This is a genomic window from Coleofasciculus sp. FACHB-1120 (assembly GCF_014698845.1).
Taxonomy (GTDB): Bacteria; Cyanobacteriota; Cyanobacteriia; order Cyanobacteriales; family FACHB-T130; genus FACHB-T130.
This window is the reverse complement of the sequence record NZ_JACJTV010000014.1, coordinates 1-16,950: the sequence shown is the minus strand read 5'-3', so window position 1 is coordinate 16,950 and position 16,950 is coordinate 1. Positions and strand designations below refer to the sequence as shown.

The 16,950-nt window shown below is 46.2% G+C and carries 10 protein-coding genes, 1 tRNA gene and 2 pseudogenes; 6 read left to right on the top strand and 7 right to left on the bottom strand.

All coding sequences use genetic code 11. The annotated features are described in order from the left end of the window. Nucleotides 1–14 precede the first annotated feature (14 nt). Nucleotides 15–1,799: an ATP-binding protein gene (locus H6H02_RS14520; RefSeq protein ID WP_190818902.1), complete on the top strand. Its 1,785-nt coding sequence runs from the start codon at nt 15–17 to the stop codon at nt 1,797–1,799. Nucleotides 1,800–1,972: 173 nt separating this feature from the next. Here the strand turns inward: H6H02_RS14520 and H6H02_RS14515 are convergent, their stop codons facing one another. The 4 genes from H6H02_RS14515 to H6H02_RS14500 all read right to left on the bottom strand — a co-directional run bounded on the left by H6H02_RS14515 (nt 1,973) and on the right by H6H02_RS14500 (nt 9,366). Then, a complete protein-coding gene (locus tag H6H02_RS14515; RefSeq protein WP_190818901.1) occupies nt 1,973–2,968 on the bottom strand; it encodes an alpha-L-glutamate ligase-like protein in 996 nt (331 codons plus the stop codon). 3 nt (nt 2,969–2,971) lie between these two features. Further along, on the bottom strand, nt 2,972–4,624 hold the full coding sequence (locus tag H6H02_RS14510; RefSeq protein WP_206757285.1) for a UUP1 family membrane protein: 1,653 nt from the start codon (nt 4,622–4,624) through the stop codon (nt 2,972–2,974). After that, entirely contained in the window at nt 4,597–5,406 is an 810-nt protein-coding gene (locus tag H6H02_RS14505) for a RimK/LysX family protein (protein WP_199329180.1), read from the bottom strand. Before H6H02_RS14505 ends, H6H02_RS14510 begins: the two co-directional genes overlap by 28 nt. A 99-nt stretch (nt 5,407–5,505) precedes the next feature. Next, the gene (locus tag H6H02_RS14500) at nt 5,506–9,366 is read right to left on the bottom strand and encodes a CHAT domain-containing protein (RefSeq protein ID WP_190818897.1); all 3,861 of its coding nucleotides are present in this window, start codon (nt 9,364–9,366) and stop codon (nt 5,506–5,508) included. 194 nt (nt 9,367–9,560) lie between these two features. On the opposite strand from H6H02_RS14500, the gene H6H02_RS14495 reads away from it, so the two are divergent. From H6H02_RS14495 to H6H02_RS14475, 5 genes are all read left to right on the top strand, one after another. After that, nucleotides 9,561–11,090 carry a TM0106 family RecB-like putative nuclease gene (locus tag H6H02_RS14495; protein ID WP_190818895.1) on the top strand — a complete coding sequence of 510 codons (1,530 nt, stop codon included), beginning with the start codon at nt 9,561–9,563 and terminating at the stop codon, nt 11,088–11,090. A gap of 116 nt (nt 11,091–11,206) precedes the next feature. Beyond that, a complete protein-coding gene (locus H6H02_RS14490) occupies nt 11,207–12,424 on the top strand; it encodes an esterase-like activity of phytase family protein (protein ID WP_190818893.1) in 1,218 nt (405 codons plus the stop codon). Between the two features lie 177 nt (nt 12,425–12,601). Further along, nucleotides 12,602–12,675 (top strand) — tRNA-Asp (locus tag H6H02_RS14485). 101 nt (nt 12,676–12,776) lie between these two features. Next, on the top strand, nt 12,777–14,216 hold the full coding sequence (gltX, locus tag H6H02_RS14480; RefSeq protein ID WP_190818891.1) for a glutamate--tRNA ligase: 1,440 nt from the start codon (nt 12,777–12,779) through the stop codon (nt 14,214–14,216). 236 nt (nt 14,217–14,452) lie between these two features. Beyond that, nucleotides 14,453–14,926, top strand: coding sequence for a hypothetical protein (locus H6H02_RS14475; protein ID WP_242040715.1), 474 nt, complete (start codon nt 14,453–14,455; stop codon nt 14,924–14,926). A 90-nt stretch (nt 14,927–15,016) separates the two neighbouring features. Here H6H02_RS14475 and H6H02_RS14470 read toward each other — a convergent pair. From H6H02_RS14470 to H6H02_RS14460, 3 genes and pseudogenes are all read right to left on the bottom strand, one after another. Further along, nucleotides 15,017–15,310: pseudogene (locus H6H02_RS14470) on the bottom strand (IS701 family transposase); the annotation flags it as partial. A 26-nt stretch (nt 15,311–15,336) separates the two neighbouring features. Further along, nucleotides 15,337–16,584, bottom strand: a complete 1,248-nt coding sequence (locus tag H6H02_RS14465) for an ISL3 family transposase (protein ID WP_242040710.1) — start codon at nt 16,582–16,584, stop codon at nt 15,337–15,339. 165 nt (nt 16,585–16,749) lie between these two features. Further along, a pseudogene (locus H6H02_RS14460) lies at nt 16,750–16,950 on the bottom strand (IS701 family transposase); the annotation flags it as partial.

The following is a 16,950-nucleotide window of genomic DNA, read 5'->3' as shown; positions in this document are numbered from 1 at the left end:
AGGAATTTCTGCTGATGCAACCTCAAGAGCCAACCGCTTCTGACGACAATACACAGAGCCAAAAAGTTTTAGCGCAGCAGCTCTCGACAGAGAGCCGCCTGCTAAAATATCTCTTACCTTGGAAGCCGAGAGCCGGTTCCTGGGGCATCCACCAAAAAATTGGCTACGGGTATTTCCTCGCAATTGCAATTGGCTTTTTCGGTTCCTTGACTGGGTTGGGAATCGCGGACTACTACCAGGATCAAGGCATCAAGCAACTCAATGATGCCCACGTACAAGCGCAACTGCTAGCAAATTTTAAGGATGCAGTCGTCGAAGTACAATTACATGGTTCACATTTAGCGGCTGTACTAGAGGATTCACAACAGCTGCAATCGGAAAAAGCCCAATTTTTTGACTGTGTTGCCAGGACTCAGAAGTTGAGGGGAGAAATTGAACGGTTCATCCAGAGCAACCCTGTCTGGTTAGCCGCAACCCCCGACACGTTACAGGGATTATTACAGGCTTACACGACTACTTTAGACTCCTACACTCAGCAAACTGAGTCCAGCTTGCAGCAAATTGACCGATCGCAATTGCAGTCAGAGGCGGTCGAGTCAGCGCGACGGCAACTACTCATGGCGATCCGTGGGGAGTCAGCAATGACCTTAGAGCGCTTCAACACCGAATTGAGCCGTATCCTTGACATTGCTCAAAAGCAGGAGCAGCAAGGGGCAGAAGTGATGGAGGATGCCCAACGACTAGGGAAACTAATTGTTATCCTGAGTATGCTGGTTTCGGTAGCGATCGCCGGGATAATGGCGTTGCGTACCAGTCGCGCGATCGCACAGCCCATCGTCACCGTTACTCAGGTGGCTCAGCAGGTGGCACAGGACTCAAATTTTGACCTGCGTGCCCCCGTCACAACTGACGATGAAATTGGGTCATTAGCCACTTCTCTCAATCATCTCATCGCACGGGTAGCCGAACGTACCCAAGAATTGGAACAAGCGAAAGAATTCGCTGAAGCTGCGAATAGCTCTAAAAGCCAGTTTCTGGCAAAGATCAGCCACGAGATGCGTATGTCATTGAATGCCATCATTAACTTGAGCCAACTTCTCGAAGAAGATGCCCAGGATATCGGCTTAAGCGATGAGGCTTTTGTTAGCGATCTTCAATCAATTAACTCTTCTGGCAAACATCTGTTGGCACTGATTAATGACATCCTTGACTTGTCGAAGGTTGAAGCCGGGAAAATGACTTTCTACCCGGAGACGTTTGATATCAAAACGTTGATTATTGGCGTTGTTATTACAGTAAAACCGTTGGTAGAGAAGAATAGAAATGTCTTAGAGGTTCATTGTGACGAGAATCTGGGCACCATGTACGCTGACCAGATTAAGGTACGGCAGATATTGTTTAATTTGCTCTCCAATGCTGCAAAGTTTACCGAACAAGGTAAAGTGACGCTGACGGTGCAGAAAGATGAAAGCGCGATCGCCCAGAGTCAACTATCAGCAGCAAACCTAAAAACCCGAAACTCTGATTCATCCTTGACCCTAAATCCTTCATCCTTAAAAACGTCCTTCATCCTTTTTCGGGTTGCCGATACTGGGATTGGGATCTCGGATGAACAACAACAGCAATTGTTTCAAGCCTTCATACAAGGAGATGCCTCGACTACGAAAAAGTATGGGGGTACTGGACTAGGGTTGGCGATTAGCCGCCACTTCTGCCAGATGATGGGGGGTGACATTACTGTAGAAAGTCAGGAAGGGATGGGGTCTAGTTTCACAGTTCGTCTACCCGTTAGCTTATAAGGAAGTTGGAAGTGCGATCGCTCTCATTCATTCGCTGAGCAAGTACCGACACAAACGATGACCACATCAAGCCTTACGGCAGCGATCGCTTTAATATTTCGAGGAATCTGAGCAGGCAAAGGTTATATCCGTTGCGGCAACTGTATTTATGTTAAAAATGATAGCTGTACCCCTTATTTAGTCAGAGTTTTAGCTTTATCGTTGAGAACTGTTATCTTCCTAAATAAAGACGTTTCCACCGCGAATGTTTCTTGGGCAAACTTAATTTTTTCTGGAATTCCCGATAGTTTTGGCAAAGCACAGTCAATTGTTTCAAGTCGCCCAATCAGTCCCTCTCGATTGGCAATTTGGATTGCCAGTCCGGGGCGTGCGTTTATCTCCAGTAACAGCGGTCCTTTTTCTCGATCCAGAACAATATCAACGCCGAGATAGCCAAATTCTGTTTTATCGCCTAACTTGGCAGCCATCTCCAAGATAGTTTGCCAATGAGGGATTTTGCGATCGCGCAACGAATGCCCTGTTTCAGGATGGTTGTCGATATAGCGGTCTTTCTGGATACCAGCCAGTGTCGTGCCCGTTGCTAGATCGATACCGACACCCACACCCCCTCTATGTAAATTAGCTTTACCATCAGAAGCCCGCGTGGGAAGACGCAACATTCCCATTGCTGGGACACCTCGGTAAACAATTACCCGAATATCAGGGACACCTTGATAGGCAATTTCATCAAAAATTGGATCGAACTGCACGGTATATTCAACAATTGCCCGATCGCTTTGTCCTCCTAGGGAAAACATTCCACTGAGGATGTTGTAAATGTGATATTGCAAGTCTCCCGCTTCAAGAATTGAACCACTAGCTTTGCGGTAGCCTTTTTCCGTTACGTCGCTAATCACGACAATGCCATCGCCGCCACTTCCTTGAGCCGGTTTAATCACAAAAGATTTGTGTTCTCCAACGATGTTTGATAACTTCTTTACCTCATGTTGGAATGTAATAACTCCATAGGTTTCTGGAACAGGCACACCAATGGATTGAGCAAGTTTTTTTGTTTCTAGCTTACAGTCAGCATAACGATAGAGCCGACGTGGATTATTAGGGAAGAGATAGTCTAAATTGCGAGCGTTGATTCCTAGGATGCCGTGACGCCGCAGTGAAAATGGAAACATAGTTTACCCCTGTGTTTGATTCAACTGCCGCTGTAATGACAAAAATCGGAAATATTCAATGAGCTTGTAGCCGTTGTAGCGCCCGACGAGGATATTTACGCCTAAAACCAACAGCAACAGTTCCGGGAAGACAAATGCCCAATGCTGCACATAGTCATTAATCATGCAGAAATACCCGATCGAAGCTGCTAAAACGGTGCCCAGTCCGGCAACGATCGTTTCCTTTGCACCGTTTTCTTCCCACATCAAAGCTGCTCGCTCGATCGTCATAGCCAGAATCACAATCGGAAACAAAGCAACGGATAAGCCTAAATTAATACCGAGATTTTGCATGATGACGGCTAGCAAGCCGACTATCAACACGGTTGCGGTTAAAATTGCGGCGAGTCTAGGCACGATCAACAGTTGCAATCGATTCAGGTAGCCGCGAATCAAAAGCCCGATAATCACAACCAGAATGAACATTGGAATGCCGACAAACAATCCAGTCTGCCGAAAGGCGAGAGAAATCAGGATCGGTGTGAATGTACCGAAGGTTTTCAACCCAAACATCTGGTGCAAAATGGAGATGATTAGAGCGCCGATAGGAACTAGAACAAGGACTTGAAAAACTCGTTGGCTCGTCAGGGGTAACTTAAGGAAGGAGTACTCTAAAAATAGATTTGATACTCTCCTGCCTCGCCAAACCGCTCGTGTAAGCCCATTGTCAGTATTGGGTTGGACAACGACTTCTAAAGCGATATCGTCTGCTCCTTTTGCTTGTATAACCCGATCTGAACCGTACCACCAAGTGAGATAGCGGTCTTGCTCTCCGAAACCGTAGTTTATCGGATCGAAGGCTAGCCAGCGATCGCCATCCTTGACCTCTAACCACCGAACAAAATCGGTCGAATAGACCTCTTCACTCCTCAAGTAAATGCCATTCCCAACCCGCGCCGGAACCTTCTCTTGGTTCAACAGAAATGCCACTAATTGTGTGATCGATTCCTCCTTTCTCAAATTTCTGCGGATAGCTTGAACTCTGATGTCATCTGTATTCAGAGCTAGTTGATAGATTTTCTTTGCGAAAGTCAGGGGATCGCTCGACTCCTTTTTAGCCTCGTTCAAGAGAGAGTTAATCTCCGCAGTTGGCAGATTCTCTTTCCGATTGTCCCGAACTCTATCGGTATTTTCGCCAAATGCAACCAGTTGTTTATCCACCAACCGTCGCCCTGAAATGGGAACTTCCTCAATTCCAGGTTTAACGTTATCTCGCCTACGAATAACGGCTCGATAAAATATAGATTTGTTGCCAGTATCATCTTGTCTTGTGAAGATAGCCACTCGGTCTGATGAATCCTTCAAAGTCCCGATCTGGCGCTCGAAGCCCTCATTAACAAAATCTTCCTTTACAATCTCATAGCGCTGAGATGCTTGAGGAAGATGAAACTGAAGGGTACTTGGTAGCGCTTCCTCTGACTCCAGCCCGAATTGTTCTGAATTCAAAGATAGCTTTGCCTCAACATACCAACTGTTGTAGGTTTGGTTGGGAAACAGTGGCACATCTGAGTTCATCACCTTATGGAAAAAAATAGCGAGTCCGATTGCTGTTAAAAACAACGCTAAGAGGACGGCGCGAAAGGTACGATTCACTGCTGTTCTTCCTTTGCTGGACATGATGGCTCTGCGGTGAAAGTCACAGAAGAATTCACAACCAGTTTTCCTTGCTTCAACATATTGCGTCCAATTAAGATTGGATAGTTGAAATCGTCTCGATCTGCAAGGTTGACCTCTTCTTCAATCCACCGACCCGCAACACACAATTTCATTCGCACCACAGGGCGGCGTATATCAGCACCTTCACGACTCTTGATGCGAACCCACCGCACAATTGGACGCTCGAAAATTTCTTTGTTTCCTTCTCCATCTAGAAATCGGAATTTAATCATTCCGCCAGATTCGGTCTCTTCATCTGGAGCTTCTAAGATTTCGGCATTAATAGAGGTAGTTGTCGCGCCTGTATCGAGCTTTGCTTTGATCTCTTTTTCAACGCCAGGAATTTTTGCTTTCTCTACCCAGCCAACCGTCTGAGTCTGTTGTTTTGATAAGTCAACAGCTTGAGTCTTTTGTACACTGCATCCCGTTCCAGACACCAAACTAATCAACATGGCAACTAAAATTTTTTTAGTTGTAAGTGGTTTATACCGACTACATACGATCCTCATAGACGGCAACTCTTCATAATAAAAAGGTTTTCTCGTATCTAGCATATAAGTAAAAATACTTTGTAATCCTTGTAACAATATCCGCCTGAGGGCGGATTTAGTAGAGTATTTGACAAAAAACAGACTGTCGGTATAGTTTATATCCAAAAAACTGATAAAATCTATAGAAGGATATTTCTTACCCTGTTCAGATGAGCAGACAATGTGTTGAAGGTGGACAATGTTCAACTTCATCAAAATTACCTCAGAACACATTGATAACTTAGTGCTGCTACTTTACCTAGGTTGATGAAGTTTTGGGTAGAACGGATTTTGGCGATCGCGATTATTCTGTTATTTCCACTCGCCTTGCAGCACGAAAGCTGCCCAGTAATAGGGTGCTTTCCATTCCGTTTTTTGCCACATTTCTATCTGTGCTGCTCGCAATGCGGCTGCTGGCTGTAGGTTTTTTCCCAGCATTCCTTTATAAAATTTGGTCATCAACTCGGATGTTGCGCGATCGCTAACACTCCACAAACTCACTACCACTCGCGGCGCACCTGCATACATAAAGCCGCGTGTCAAGCCCACTAATCCTTCGCCTTTGACTTCTTCACCTAATCCCGTTTCGCAGGCACTCAGCACTACCAGTTCTGCTGGCAAGTTGAGATTGAAAACATCGTGCAGTCGCAAGAAACCATTCTGCGATTCGCCTTTTTCATCTAGCAGGGACAGCACCACCCCTGATAACTCTGGATGCACGCTGTTGAGGATACCATGAGTGGCAAAATGCACGATCTGGTATTGGCTGAGTTCTGGGTTGGTTGCAGAGGCGCGATTGGCAGCAAAATCGAAGGCTTGCCTGCGTTCTGCGGCTGGTACGAGGGATAGAATTTGCTCAGCTTCTTGCCGGGTAAAGGGTAGGCGCTTAAAAGTGACATCCGATTCTCTAGCGGATCTTGCTAAAGCGCGGAGTGCAAGGTTTTCTCCTCTATTCTGTTCGTCTGCCTGCCCCTTTACTTTATTGACTCGCTCATCGTCACTGCCAAAGACGGGATCGGCTAGCACCGCCACAGCTTTAGCAGCGGGTTTGCGCCCAGCTTGTTCTTGTCTTAAAACGGCTAGCGTGGAGGCTGAGGGCAGGTTGACGATTTCGTAATTGACTAACAGGGGAGTCGGTGAGGTGGAAGAACTTGCTTTGTTTTCTGTGCTTGCCTGCGTTGGTAATGGTAGCGCTGCAAAGGGGACATACTGCAATGCACCGTCACTGACAATGAGTAATCGTTTCTTATCCAGTTTCCCAGCCACTTGCCCCAAGAGCATCTGGCTGAGTTTGGTTACGACTTCGGTGCTAGCGGGAGCGAGTTCAACCTCAATTCCTCCTCGCTTATCGGTCGGCTTTCGGGTTTCCAGGCTATAGCCAGGGGTGTTCAAAAGTTCATAGAAACCCCGTGCCGCTAACTCAATTTCGGCGCGTATGGGGAGTTCGTAGCTGGTGATGCCAGTCTTGGTGACAGCCCAAAGATAGCTGCGTTCTTCGCCTAGCGAGTATTCCAAAAGCAGCGTATCGTCATCAAGAACCTGCTGCTGAATCTCAGCCAAGGTGAGGGGTTTTGGCTGAGTAAGGGCGGCATAGCGGGGGCTGGTGGCTCGGATTTGTGCCTGGACTTGCCGATACTCTTCTAAGAGATTTTCTCGTTCTCGTTCAATTTTCTCTACCTGTTCTTTGGTGGGGTTGCCGCTGTATAACTCAACTCGGCGTTTTTCAAGGGCATCAAGTTTTTGCTGCAAGGTGCGCTCTTGTTCCAGCAGTTTTGGCTCGGCTCCTTGCCGAATATTAGCGTTAGCTTCGGTGAGGAGTTCCAAAAGACTGCGGGCGCGGGCGCGTTCCGAGGCTTGCAGTGCCAGAGCATCATACCCTTGAGATGGGTCTTTTTTGTGCAACTGCATCAGCACGTCGATGTAGAACTGGTAGTAATTCTGCACGGAGGCAAAGTAGGAAGTACGCAGTTCCTGGCTGGTGACTCTAATGCGGATGTCCTCAACAATTTTGATGGCGGCTTCGATTTGGGTACGCGCTTCGTTGAGATTGCCCTTATCGCGTTGTGTAATCGCAACGTTATAGAGTGTATCCGCTTCTCCTGTGCGATCGCCCAACAACTGCCGCAGTTCTAGATCGCGATCGTAAGTTGAGAGCGCTTTTTCGTACTGCTTCAATGAATTGTATATCTTACCCAAGTTTCGCAGGGCGTTGGCTTCTCCTAAACGAAACCTTGCCTTCCGGTGTCTAGCCACTGCCTTTTCCGTGGCTTCCAGTGCTTTGGGATAATCTCCCGATGCCAGATATATCCTGCCCCTCATAACAAAGTACGCAGCTTCCAACTCGCTGTTAGTCTGTTGGCGCGAGAGTAAAAGGATTTGGTTCGCGGCATCAAACGCTTTGGGATAATCCTTCAATAACTCGTAGGGTACAACCATAGAAGCAAGTACAGTGGCTTGCAGCGAGAAATTGTTAGTTTGTTTTGCCAAAGCTAGCGCTTGATTGTGATAGTCCAGCGACTTCTGATAATCTTTCGCTTTTTGATAGACGCTGCCAATTTCCATAAGGGTCATAGCTCGCCTAGTGCGCTCGCCAATGCTTTTGAATATTTCCAGCGCTTGGTTGTATGTATCGATACTGAGCTGATTATCCCCTAATGAACTGTAGACTCTAGCAATCTTGTAAAGCGTGACGGCTTGATTATAATGATCGTTCACCCGGTGCTGGATATCCAGGGCTTGGTTGTAAAAGTCGAGCGCCTGCTGCGGCTCACCCATTGAATTATAGATATCAGCAATTTGACGGAGGGTAGAAGCTTCCCCTTCGGCATAGGACATGGCACGGTGCAGCACAAGCGCTTGATTCAAAAAGTTGAGGGCTTTCTGCGTTTCCCCCAATTGATCGTAGACAAAGCTGATGTAGTAGAGAAGCAACGCTTCCTTAGGTCGGTTTCCCGCCTTTTGGTAAAGCGATCGCGCTTGGTTGTATAAGTTCAGGACTTTGGCAGGATCGCCCAATCCATCTAAGTAGGCGGTGTCAGCAATACCCGTAAGAATCTCAGCTTGCTGAGAGAGGTTGAAGGTTAAAGCTGTTCCTGATAAATTTCTCTGTGCTGTTTGTTGGAGTTCCAACGCTAGGTTATAGGAATCCCGCGCCTTCTGATACTGACCCAACCCGTAGTAGAGGGAGCCAATACTGCTGAGGATATCCGCTTGCTCAGCCAAATCCTTCCTTTCTCGCTGGAGTTCCAGTGCTTGATTGTAGGCGGCAAGCGCCTGTTGCGATTCGCCCAAGTTACGGTAGCGCAGACCGATATGCTGGAGTGTCTTAGCCTGTGCGTCGGTATCCTTCTCGGCACGTTGGATCTCCAGCGCTTGATTGTAGAAGTCGAGTCCCTTTTGAGTCTCGCCTAAATTAAAGTAGACATCACCGATGTTTTTCAGCGTAATAGCTTCAGGCAAGGCTTGTTTCTCAGCTCGAAACAGCGATAGGGCTTGATTGTGATATTCGAGCGCTTTTTGCATTTCGCGCAAATTGAAATAAGCATGACCCAGGAGATCGAGCAGGGTAGCTTCCCCAATGCTTGTACTTACAAGTGCTTGCTTGTATGAATCGAGTAGCTTTTGTTGGTCGTCCGAGTTGGAGCCAGCATTATCGGTAGAGGCGCGAGCGATCGCGGCCTGAAGGCGGTTTTTCAACTCGCGCCTGACAGCTAACCCCCGCTCGAAATAGTCCAGCGCCTTCTGAGGCTCGTCTTGGTCAACATTGTAGATGGTACCGATGAGAGAAAGAGTCAGTGCTTCCCAACTGCGAGCCTCATACGGCGGAGCTTCGTTAACCGCCAATTGCTGCCAAATAGAGAGTGCTTCTTCGTATTTGGCAAGCGCTTGTTGCCTCTGTTCTACCGTTCCTTGTTTCTCTAGTTGTTGTCCTTGCTTTATCAGTTGCAGTCCCTGTTCGTAAGTTTGTTGCTCATCAGTAGTCGTTGCATTTGGTGAGGAAGTCGCTGGCTGCTGGGCAATTGAAACGTTGGTTGCCTGTGCCCTCACTGATGACAACAATAGAACAGCTACAAATAAAGCCAAACTACGATAGATAGAAGCTGAAAACGATATAGGAAGTAAAAATGAGAGCGATCGCCACCCAATCAACTGCCGTTTACTGCGCTTAACCATGCCTACACCCTCACGCTCGAAATCGCCACTACTTTAACCGATGGTGAATAGCTGTCAAAATCTACACTTAGAGACGCGATATATCGCGTCTCTACAAGTCCGCTCTCGTCAGGCTTTGTTTGTCTAGCGCCATTTAGGCTGAGTGCGATAAGAGCGATCGCGAAAGCTCACTCATTCTCTGTTAGCTTGAAGTCATGCTGCTAACTGTTAATATGTTGCGGCACTACCAACGTTGTAGTCGCCGGTCTTTTCTCGATTTATATGGAGATCCTACCCAGCAGGATTTTCAAAGTGATTTTCGCGCCAAATTGCAACAGGATCGGAATGCTCTCCAGCAAACCATTCTGGCGGGACAGACTTATCACAAACCCAATTATGCTTGGGGAGATTGGCACGCCGGTGCAAATGCCACCATTGCCTTGATGCAAGAGGGCGTTGAGCTAATTTACCGAGGCGTGCTTCTGAAAGAGGAAGAAGTAAGGATAGAGGATGAATCCTTCTTGCACCTTCCAAAGACAGTGACCCTCGTGAGTTGTCCCGATTTTTTGGTTAAACAACCCGGACAATCAAACTTTGGCGATTGGATTTACGTTCCCAGTGACATTCATTTAGGTCGGCGTCCTAAGCTGGAATATCAAACGGTTGCAGCTTTTCACGCTCATCTGCTGGCATCTGTTCAGGGGGTTTTGCCGGATACGGTTTGGCTGCGATTACGGGAAAAAAAGGCTTATGCAGTCAATTTGAGTAAATGGGTGCCGATGATGCAGGCACTTGTAGAGGAGTGTATCGAAATGCTCCTGTCTCGGCAAGAGCCAGAGGTGTTCATTACCCGTCAGCGGTGCAATCTTTGCCCTTGGTTAAATCACTGCTATGCGATCGCTCAAGAACAGCAACATCTCTCTTTGATTCCGGGTGTAACACCAAGTCGCTATCAGCATTTGCAGACGCTTGAACTGACGAGTCGGGAGTCTTTGGCGAGTGTCAGTCCGGCTTTTTTGGAGCCAGCTTTGGGAGAGGAGGTAGCGCAACAGCTAGTACAGCAAGCGCAATCGGTGGTACAGAATCGGGCGATGCTTCTGGAGAAACCCTTTGCGATCGCTAAAACCACTAAAACAGCAGAATGGTTGATGGACAATCCATCTTCTCTCCTTTCACCTATCGAACTTTACTTTGATATTGAAGCAGAACCGTCGCTAGAACTGGATTATCTGCTGGGAGTTTTAGTGGTTGATCGTCAAGCCAACACAGAAACGTTTTATCCTTTCTTAGCAGAAGAACCCAACGACGAAGAATTGGTTTGGCAGCAATTTTTAGATTTGGTTTGGACTTATCCTCTTGCTCCCATTTTCCATTTCTGCGACTACGAAATCTTGACGATGAAGCGACTGGCTAAATGCTACAACACTCCGCCGGAGAGGCTACGTCCGGTGCTATCGCGGTTTGTGGATATCCACGACTGGGTGACAGGAATGGTGACACTACCAGTCGAAAGTTATGCTTTAAAAGCGATCGCCCATTGGTTGGGCTTTGAGTGGCGCGATGCGGGGGCGAATGGGCAAGTGTGTATCTATTGGTACGACCAATGGTTAAAAACACGCGATCGCACTTTCCTCGATGCCATTCTGCGCTACAACGAGGACGATTGCCGCGCTACCCGTCACCTGAAAGACTGGCTGGTAGACTTTATGCAGGATGCGTCTCAGTTGGAAACTGCGCGGGAATGACCCTTCCAACCCCCAAATTTTCCAAGTTCAATGTTCTAATAACCTTTTCTTAAAAATTTCTTATTTTTATGATGATACGGTGCTGGTGTGAATGGCTTAACTTAACACTGGCAATCATGAGTAAGATCGATAAATTTTTTACATCTTTCTGTTTTATTGGTGGATTAACTACAGCAGTTTTGATAGCGCATCCCGCTCAGGCATTCAAAATTACCGGCGTGGATTACTTAGGGCAATCCACTTTTCCGACTGGTTTTTCATTTCAGGGAACTGAATTGGGAGGGCTATCAGGAATTACTTACGATGCCAGTAAAAACGTCTATTACAGTATTTCCGATGACCGGAGTGAAAAGGCACTGGCTCGGTTTTATACCCTCAAAATTGATATTTCTCAGGGTTCTTTAAAGCAGGGGGGAGTGACGCCTGTAGATGTGACGACCTTGTTAAATAATAATGGTCAACCTTTTGCTCCTTTAAGTCTCGATCCAGAAGGGATTGCCTTAACTAGCAGGGGAAGTCTATTTATCTCTTCTGAAGGAGATGCTAACCAATTAATTAATCCTTTTGTTAATGAATTTTCTTTGGCAGGTCAGCAACTGCAAACCCTGCCAGTTCCTCAGAAATTTTTACCAACAGCGGCTAAAGATAGCGGAATTCGCAATAACTTAGCCTTTGAAAGCTTGACGCTTACAACTGACCAAAACTATTTGTTTACAGCTACAGAAAATGCCTTGGCTCAGGATGGTTCGGTTGCCGACATCAAGGTGGCAAGTCCTTCGCGAATATTGAAATATAACCTCGTAACTGGGAAGCCGGAACAGGAATTTTTATACGTTACCGATCCAGTTGCCGCAGTACCAAATCCTGCTGATAGTTTCAAGACCAACGGTTTAGTAGATTTGCTAGCAGTGGATGAGGATACTTTTCTTAGTTTAGAACGGTCTTTTTCTACTGGAGTGGGGAACACGATCAAGCTATTTGAGGTGTCTTTAGAAAAGGCAAGCGATATTAGCAGTATTAACAGTCTCAGTGGAATCAACCTCAACACTATCAAACCAGCTCAGAAAAAACTGCTGCTTGATTTCGACAAGTTAAGTCTGGCTCTAGATAATATTGAAGGGTTGACTTTTGGCCCTGATTTGGCAGATGGACGAAAGTCGCTGATTGTAGTTAGCGATAACAATTTTAGTCCGACTCAGTTTACCCAGGTACTCGCCTTTGGCATTGGCGCTAAGTCAGCGGCGCATCGTTCTGTTCCGGAACCTTCGGCACTCGCAGGTTTGGCATTTGCTGCACTTATGAGCATTAAAGTCAAGCGCCGCATTCATAGTTAATCCGCACAATATCGCGCTAAGATGCAAAGACGCCAAATGAAGCAAAGTTTTAACGTCTTTGCGCCTTGGCACGAGACCGAAAAAGCCGTGTCTACCCCACCACTCGAAAGGGAATTAAAAAAAGGGGTTGACAAAGCCAACGATAATCGACATAATCGTTAATGGCTCGGAAAACAAGGGACTGTAGTTCAATTGGTTAGAGCACCGCCCTGTCACGGCGGAAGTTGCGGGTTCGAGCCCCGTCAGTCCCGTAAAAAGTAGAAGAGAAAGTAGTAGGGGTTAGGTGTTGAAACCTGCCCCTACAATTGTTAGCAGCTACAACAAAGATAGAAACCTTTTGAGAGAATCTGCTGTGACCGTTAGAGTTCGGATTGCACCAAGTCCTACTGGGAACTTACATATTGGGACGGCGAGAACCGCTGTATTTAACTGGTTGTTTGCTCGCCATCATGGCGGCGAGTTCATCCTGCGAATTGAAGACACAGATGAAGCGCGATCGCGCCCCGAATATACTCAAAACATCCTTGATGGTCTGAAATGGATGGGAATGACCTGGGATGAGGGGCCGTTTTTTCAATCTAAGCGCCTCGACCTCTACCGCAAAGCCATTCAAACTTTAGTAGATAAGGGCTATGCTTATCGCTGCTATACCAGCGAAGCCGAACTAGACGAATTGCGGACGGCTCAAGCGGCGAGAAAAGAGGCTCCCCGTTATGACAACCGCCACCGGAATTTGACGCCAGAACAACAAGCAGCTTTTGAAGCCGAAGGGCGTCGTCCGGTGCTTCGCTTTAAAATTGATGATGACCGGGAGATTTCCTGGAACGATCTGGTAAGAGGCAAAGTTAGCTGGAAAGCCAGCGACCTCGGCGGCGATATGGTGATTGCCCGTGCCTCAGACGATCCAGTTGGTCAGCCGCTGTACAATTTGGCAGTGGTGGTGGATGACATTGATATGCGGATCACCCATGTCATCCGGGGAGAAGACCATATTGCGAATACAGCTAAGCAAATTTTGCTCTATGAGGCACTGGGAAGTGCAATCCCCGAATTTGCCCATACGCCCTTGATTTTGAATAAGGAAGGCAAAAAGCTCTCGAAGCGGGATGGCGTTACTTCCATTTCCGACTTCCAACAAATGGGCTACACACCTGAAGCCTTGGCGAATTACATGACATTACTGGGCTGGACGCCCCCAGATTCCACAAAGGAAATCTTTACTTTGCCAGAAGCGGCTCAACAGTTCGGCTTTGAGCGAGTCAATAAGGCAGGGGCAAAGTTTGACTGGGATAAGCTGAATTGGCTCAACAGTCAGTATTTGCACAAGATGCCGATAGATGAGCTATTAAATCAGCTGATTCCCTACTGGCAGGCGGCTGGATACGAATTTGACCCGATAAGCGATCGCTCATGGTTAGAACCGCTCACCAGCCTGCTGAGTGCCAGCCTGACCCGCTTGCAGGATGCAGTCGAGATGAGTCGGATATTCTTTAGCCAGACTGTAGCCTACAGCGAAGAAGGATTGACTCAGTTGCAGCAGGAAGGCACTGAAACCGCTTTGCAAGCGATTCTGGACGCCCTGGAAAATTATCAAACCTTGACAGCAGAGGGTGCCCAAGACATCATCAAACAGCTGACCAAGGAGAAGAATCTGAAGAAAGGATTAGTGATGCGAAGTTTTCGCGCGGCTCTAACCGGCGATTTGCATGGTCCTGATTTGATTCAATCTTGGTTGATCCTGAATCATCGGGGTCTGGACAAGCTACGTTTACAGCAAGCCCTAGAAAAGTAACCTGATCTTCTTTCTTTTTCACTTTTGCAAGCCTTCTCAAGCTCAGCCTGAGAAGGCTTTTGGCTTCTTCTTTGGAACTTCTTGTGGGATACTATCGTCACTGCTACAACTAGAGCCGTTACATAATCGGTAACAAGGTGCCGTTTTTGGAAGTGAGGATGTACAAACCCGTACCCAATTTAGGGGAAAAATCGGTAGGAAAGTCCCTCTGGGCAGGCATCACAACCATAGCCCTGATGGCGGTTGGAGTGTTGAGCCTTTCGAGGGTGCAAGCCCAATCCGTACAATCCCCGCCCATATTCGAGAATGTCACCCTCGGTCCCCGGTTTTCGCCCGATCCGTTGACGATTCGGGGTATCAGTGGCGGCGAAATAGCGGCCCAAAAAATTGCAGGTCGCGGGGAAACCGCTACTGGGCCATGTGTTGGTTTTACGGACGATAAGCCCGATCACACCGTAGTTTTAACTTCGTTTTTCAACTTTCTATCCATCCAAGTGCAAAGCCCAGAAGACACTACCCTCGTGATCAAAGGGCCTGGTGGCAGCTGGTGCAATGATGAGTATGAAGGCAAAAACCCTGGCATTGCTGGTCAGTGGCAACCTGGAACTTATGGAGTTTGGGTGGGATCTTACGACAAAAGCAAATTCCACCCCTACATTATCAAAATTACCGAAGTCAACTTACTCAATCCTGGTCCCTTCCGGCGCTAATTAGCGCGTTTTTTACTTGCGTTCAATGCACTTCACACTGAATGAAGGGCGACTCTAGTTGCGGTTGCAATTGTGTTGGAATACCGGGACTTAAACAAATATCAAGCCCAAACAAGCTTTATAAGCTAAGAATACGTCCCGCTTATGGTTCAACCACTCAATAAAGCGGAAAGACATCGCTGTACGAAATGCCTCCAACGCTTCAGGAAATGTGTTTAAAGGTTTGTTAGCCCACCTGCGTCTGAGTCCTCCTGTTAAGGTGTGCCATAAAATGAAAGTATAGGCACAGAAGACAAGAATAAAATGCCTATATAGACTGCGTTTATCTCTAACTTGGTATTCCTTAAGTCCTAACTATCCTTTTGCTTCCCGGTAAAAAACTTCGGTTTTTCAGTACTTAGTATGCTAAATCAACAATTAATGTGCCAACTAAGCAAGCACCTAATTCGGTAATTCTCAAAGTTTCTAAAACTATAGGCAGAGCGTTTAATCAACTTGAGCTTATTGTTGATGCCCTCAACAACACCACTCGTAGTCTTGTTGTCAAAGTAAGCAATAATTTCATCAAGCCAACGGATAATAGTTTTCTGACTACTGGGAAAATACTTTTTCGCACTGGCTAGCCATATCCCCAGTTTTAATAACCCCGTTAACCAATTCTCACTCTGCTTAAATATCTTTCTTATCTCCTCTTTTAACTCATGCATTATTTTAAGTTCAGAAGATACCGCTTTAACTTGAACAAGTTTACTTTCTTGCTCTTCACTCAGGTCTTTCTCGTTCTTTAGTAAGGCATACTTACTTTTCTTTAATCCCGCTAATACTTGTTCATGTTCTGCTTTCTCTTCTAACCTTTTAGCTGTTTTAATTAAGTCTTCTACCTTTCTTTTCTCTCTCTTCCTCTGAATATCTAACTCCTTGTTGATTTGTGCCATCACATGAAATCTGTCGGCAACTACCTGAGCCTTTGGCATTAATTCTATTACTAGATTTTTGTAGCCTTTCCATAAATCTATAGTTACTTCTTCTATTGACTCTAAGACCTCTCTCCCCCATCCCCTGATGACTTGACTAATTTCTGCTTGTGTCCTTCCATCGATAATCCCGATTAATTTAGACTTCTCTAAATCTATCAATACTGCACAGTAATTTCCTTTTCCTTTGGTTAGCGCTATTTCATCAATCCCTAATCTCTTCAACTCGGTCGGTTTTGATTCTAATAGTTCTGAAGCCGCATCTTTTAACATCCTTTCTATTTCTTCTGTTGTCACCACACTTTTTTTTGCGACATTGTGGATATCGTTCTCCAGAACTTCTTGTAAGATTTGGGTAGCTAGCCTTTTTGTGTAAGTCCTTCTTTTTTTAATAAAATCTAACTCTTCACTAAACGGCTTTCGACATTTTTCACATTTGAATTGTCGCCTGTTAATTTCTAGAAATACTGGCTTTTCTCCCCAAGGTAAATCTTTAACTAGATATCGATGATTTTGATGGACTCTCTGACTTTTTGTTCGACAACGTGGACATACACTTTCTTTCCAGATTGGCTGAAGCTGCAAAATTATCCCAATCCCTTCAGGCTGGCGCTGCGAAATTACTTTGATTCCCTCTAGATTCAGCAGCTCTGTTAGATGTTTGCTCCCCTTTTTCACGGTCATGACTGTAAATGTGTCTGAACAGCTTTTTCCTTCTGCTTACAGTCAATAATAATTGTGCCTCGCCTGTCAATCCTACTCAGGCTTCTAGTCGCTATTAATTTTACTTATTTTCTCTTTTTTCCCTTCTCTGCTGTCTGTTTAGCATACTAAGTACTGAAGAACCAAAACTTCTACCCAATTCCTTTGAGAATAGGTGGTTACTATCCACTCAGGTGTTGCTATTGAGCCGACAACATTGGTAATAAAATAATCAATGTCGCTGGCTTCATCAAAGGTTGAGGCATTCATGACGATAGCAGTTGTTCTCTTCCCTTCGAGGTGTGACAGTTCAACTTCAATAGATGCCACCCACACAGTTTTTTTGTT

What these genes read in the sequence shown, in the direction of transcription:
- H6H02_RS14520 (WP_190818902.1), top strand. Translation starts at nt 15, where the DNA reads ATGCAACCTCAAGAGCCAACCGCTTCTGACGACAATACACAGAGCCAA.
- H6H02_RS14515 (WP_190818901.1), bottom strand. Translation starts at nt 2,968, where the DNA reads ATGTTTCCATTTTCACTGCGGCGTCACGGCATCCTAGGAATCAACGCT.
- H6H02_RS14510 (WP_206757285.1), bottom strand. Translation starts at nt 4,624, where the DNA reads ATGTCCAGCAAAGGAAGAACAGCAGTGAATCGTACCTTTCGCGCCGTC.
- H6H02_RS14505 (WP_199329180.1), bottom strand. Translation starts at nt 5,406, where the DNA reads ATGAAGTTGAACATTGTCCACCTTCAACACATTGTCTGCTCATCTGAA.
- H6H02_RS14500 (WP_190818897.1), bottom strand. Translation starts at nt 9,366, where the DNA reads ATGGTTAAGCGCAGTAAACGGCAGTTGATTGGGTGGCGATCGCTCTCA.
- H6H02_RS14495 (WP_190818895.1), top strand. Translation starts at nt 9,561, where the DNA reads ATGCTGCTAACTGTTAATATGTTGCGGCACTACCAACGTTGTAGTCGC.
- H6H02_RS14490 (WP_190818893.1), top strand. Translation starts at nt 11,207, where the DNA reads ATGAGTAAGATCGATAAATTTTTTACATCTTTCTGTTTTATTGGTGGA.
- H6H02_RS14475 (WP_242040715.1), top strand. Translation starts at nt 14,453, where the DNA reads ATGGCGGTTGGAGTGTTGAGCCTTTCGAGGGTGCAAGCCCAATCCGTA.
- H6H02_RS14465 (WP_242040710.1), bottom strand. Translation starts at nt 16,584, where the DNA reads ATGACCGTGAAAAAGGGGAGCAAACATCTAACAGAGCTGCTGAATCTA.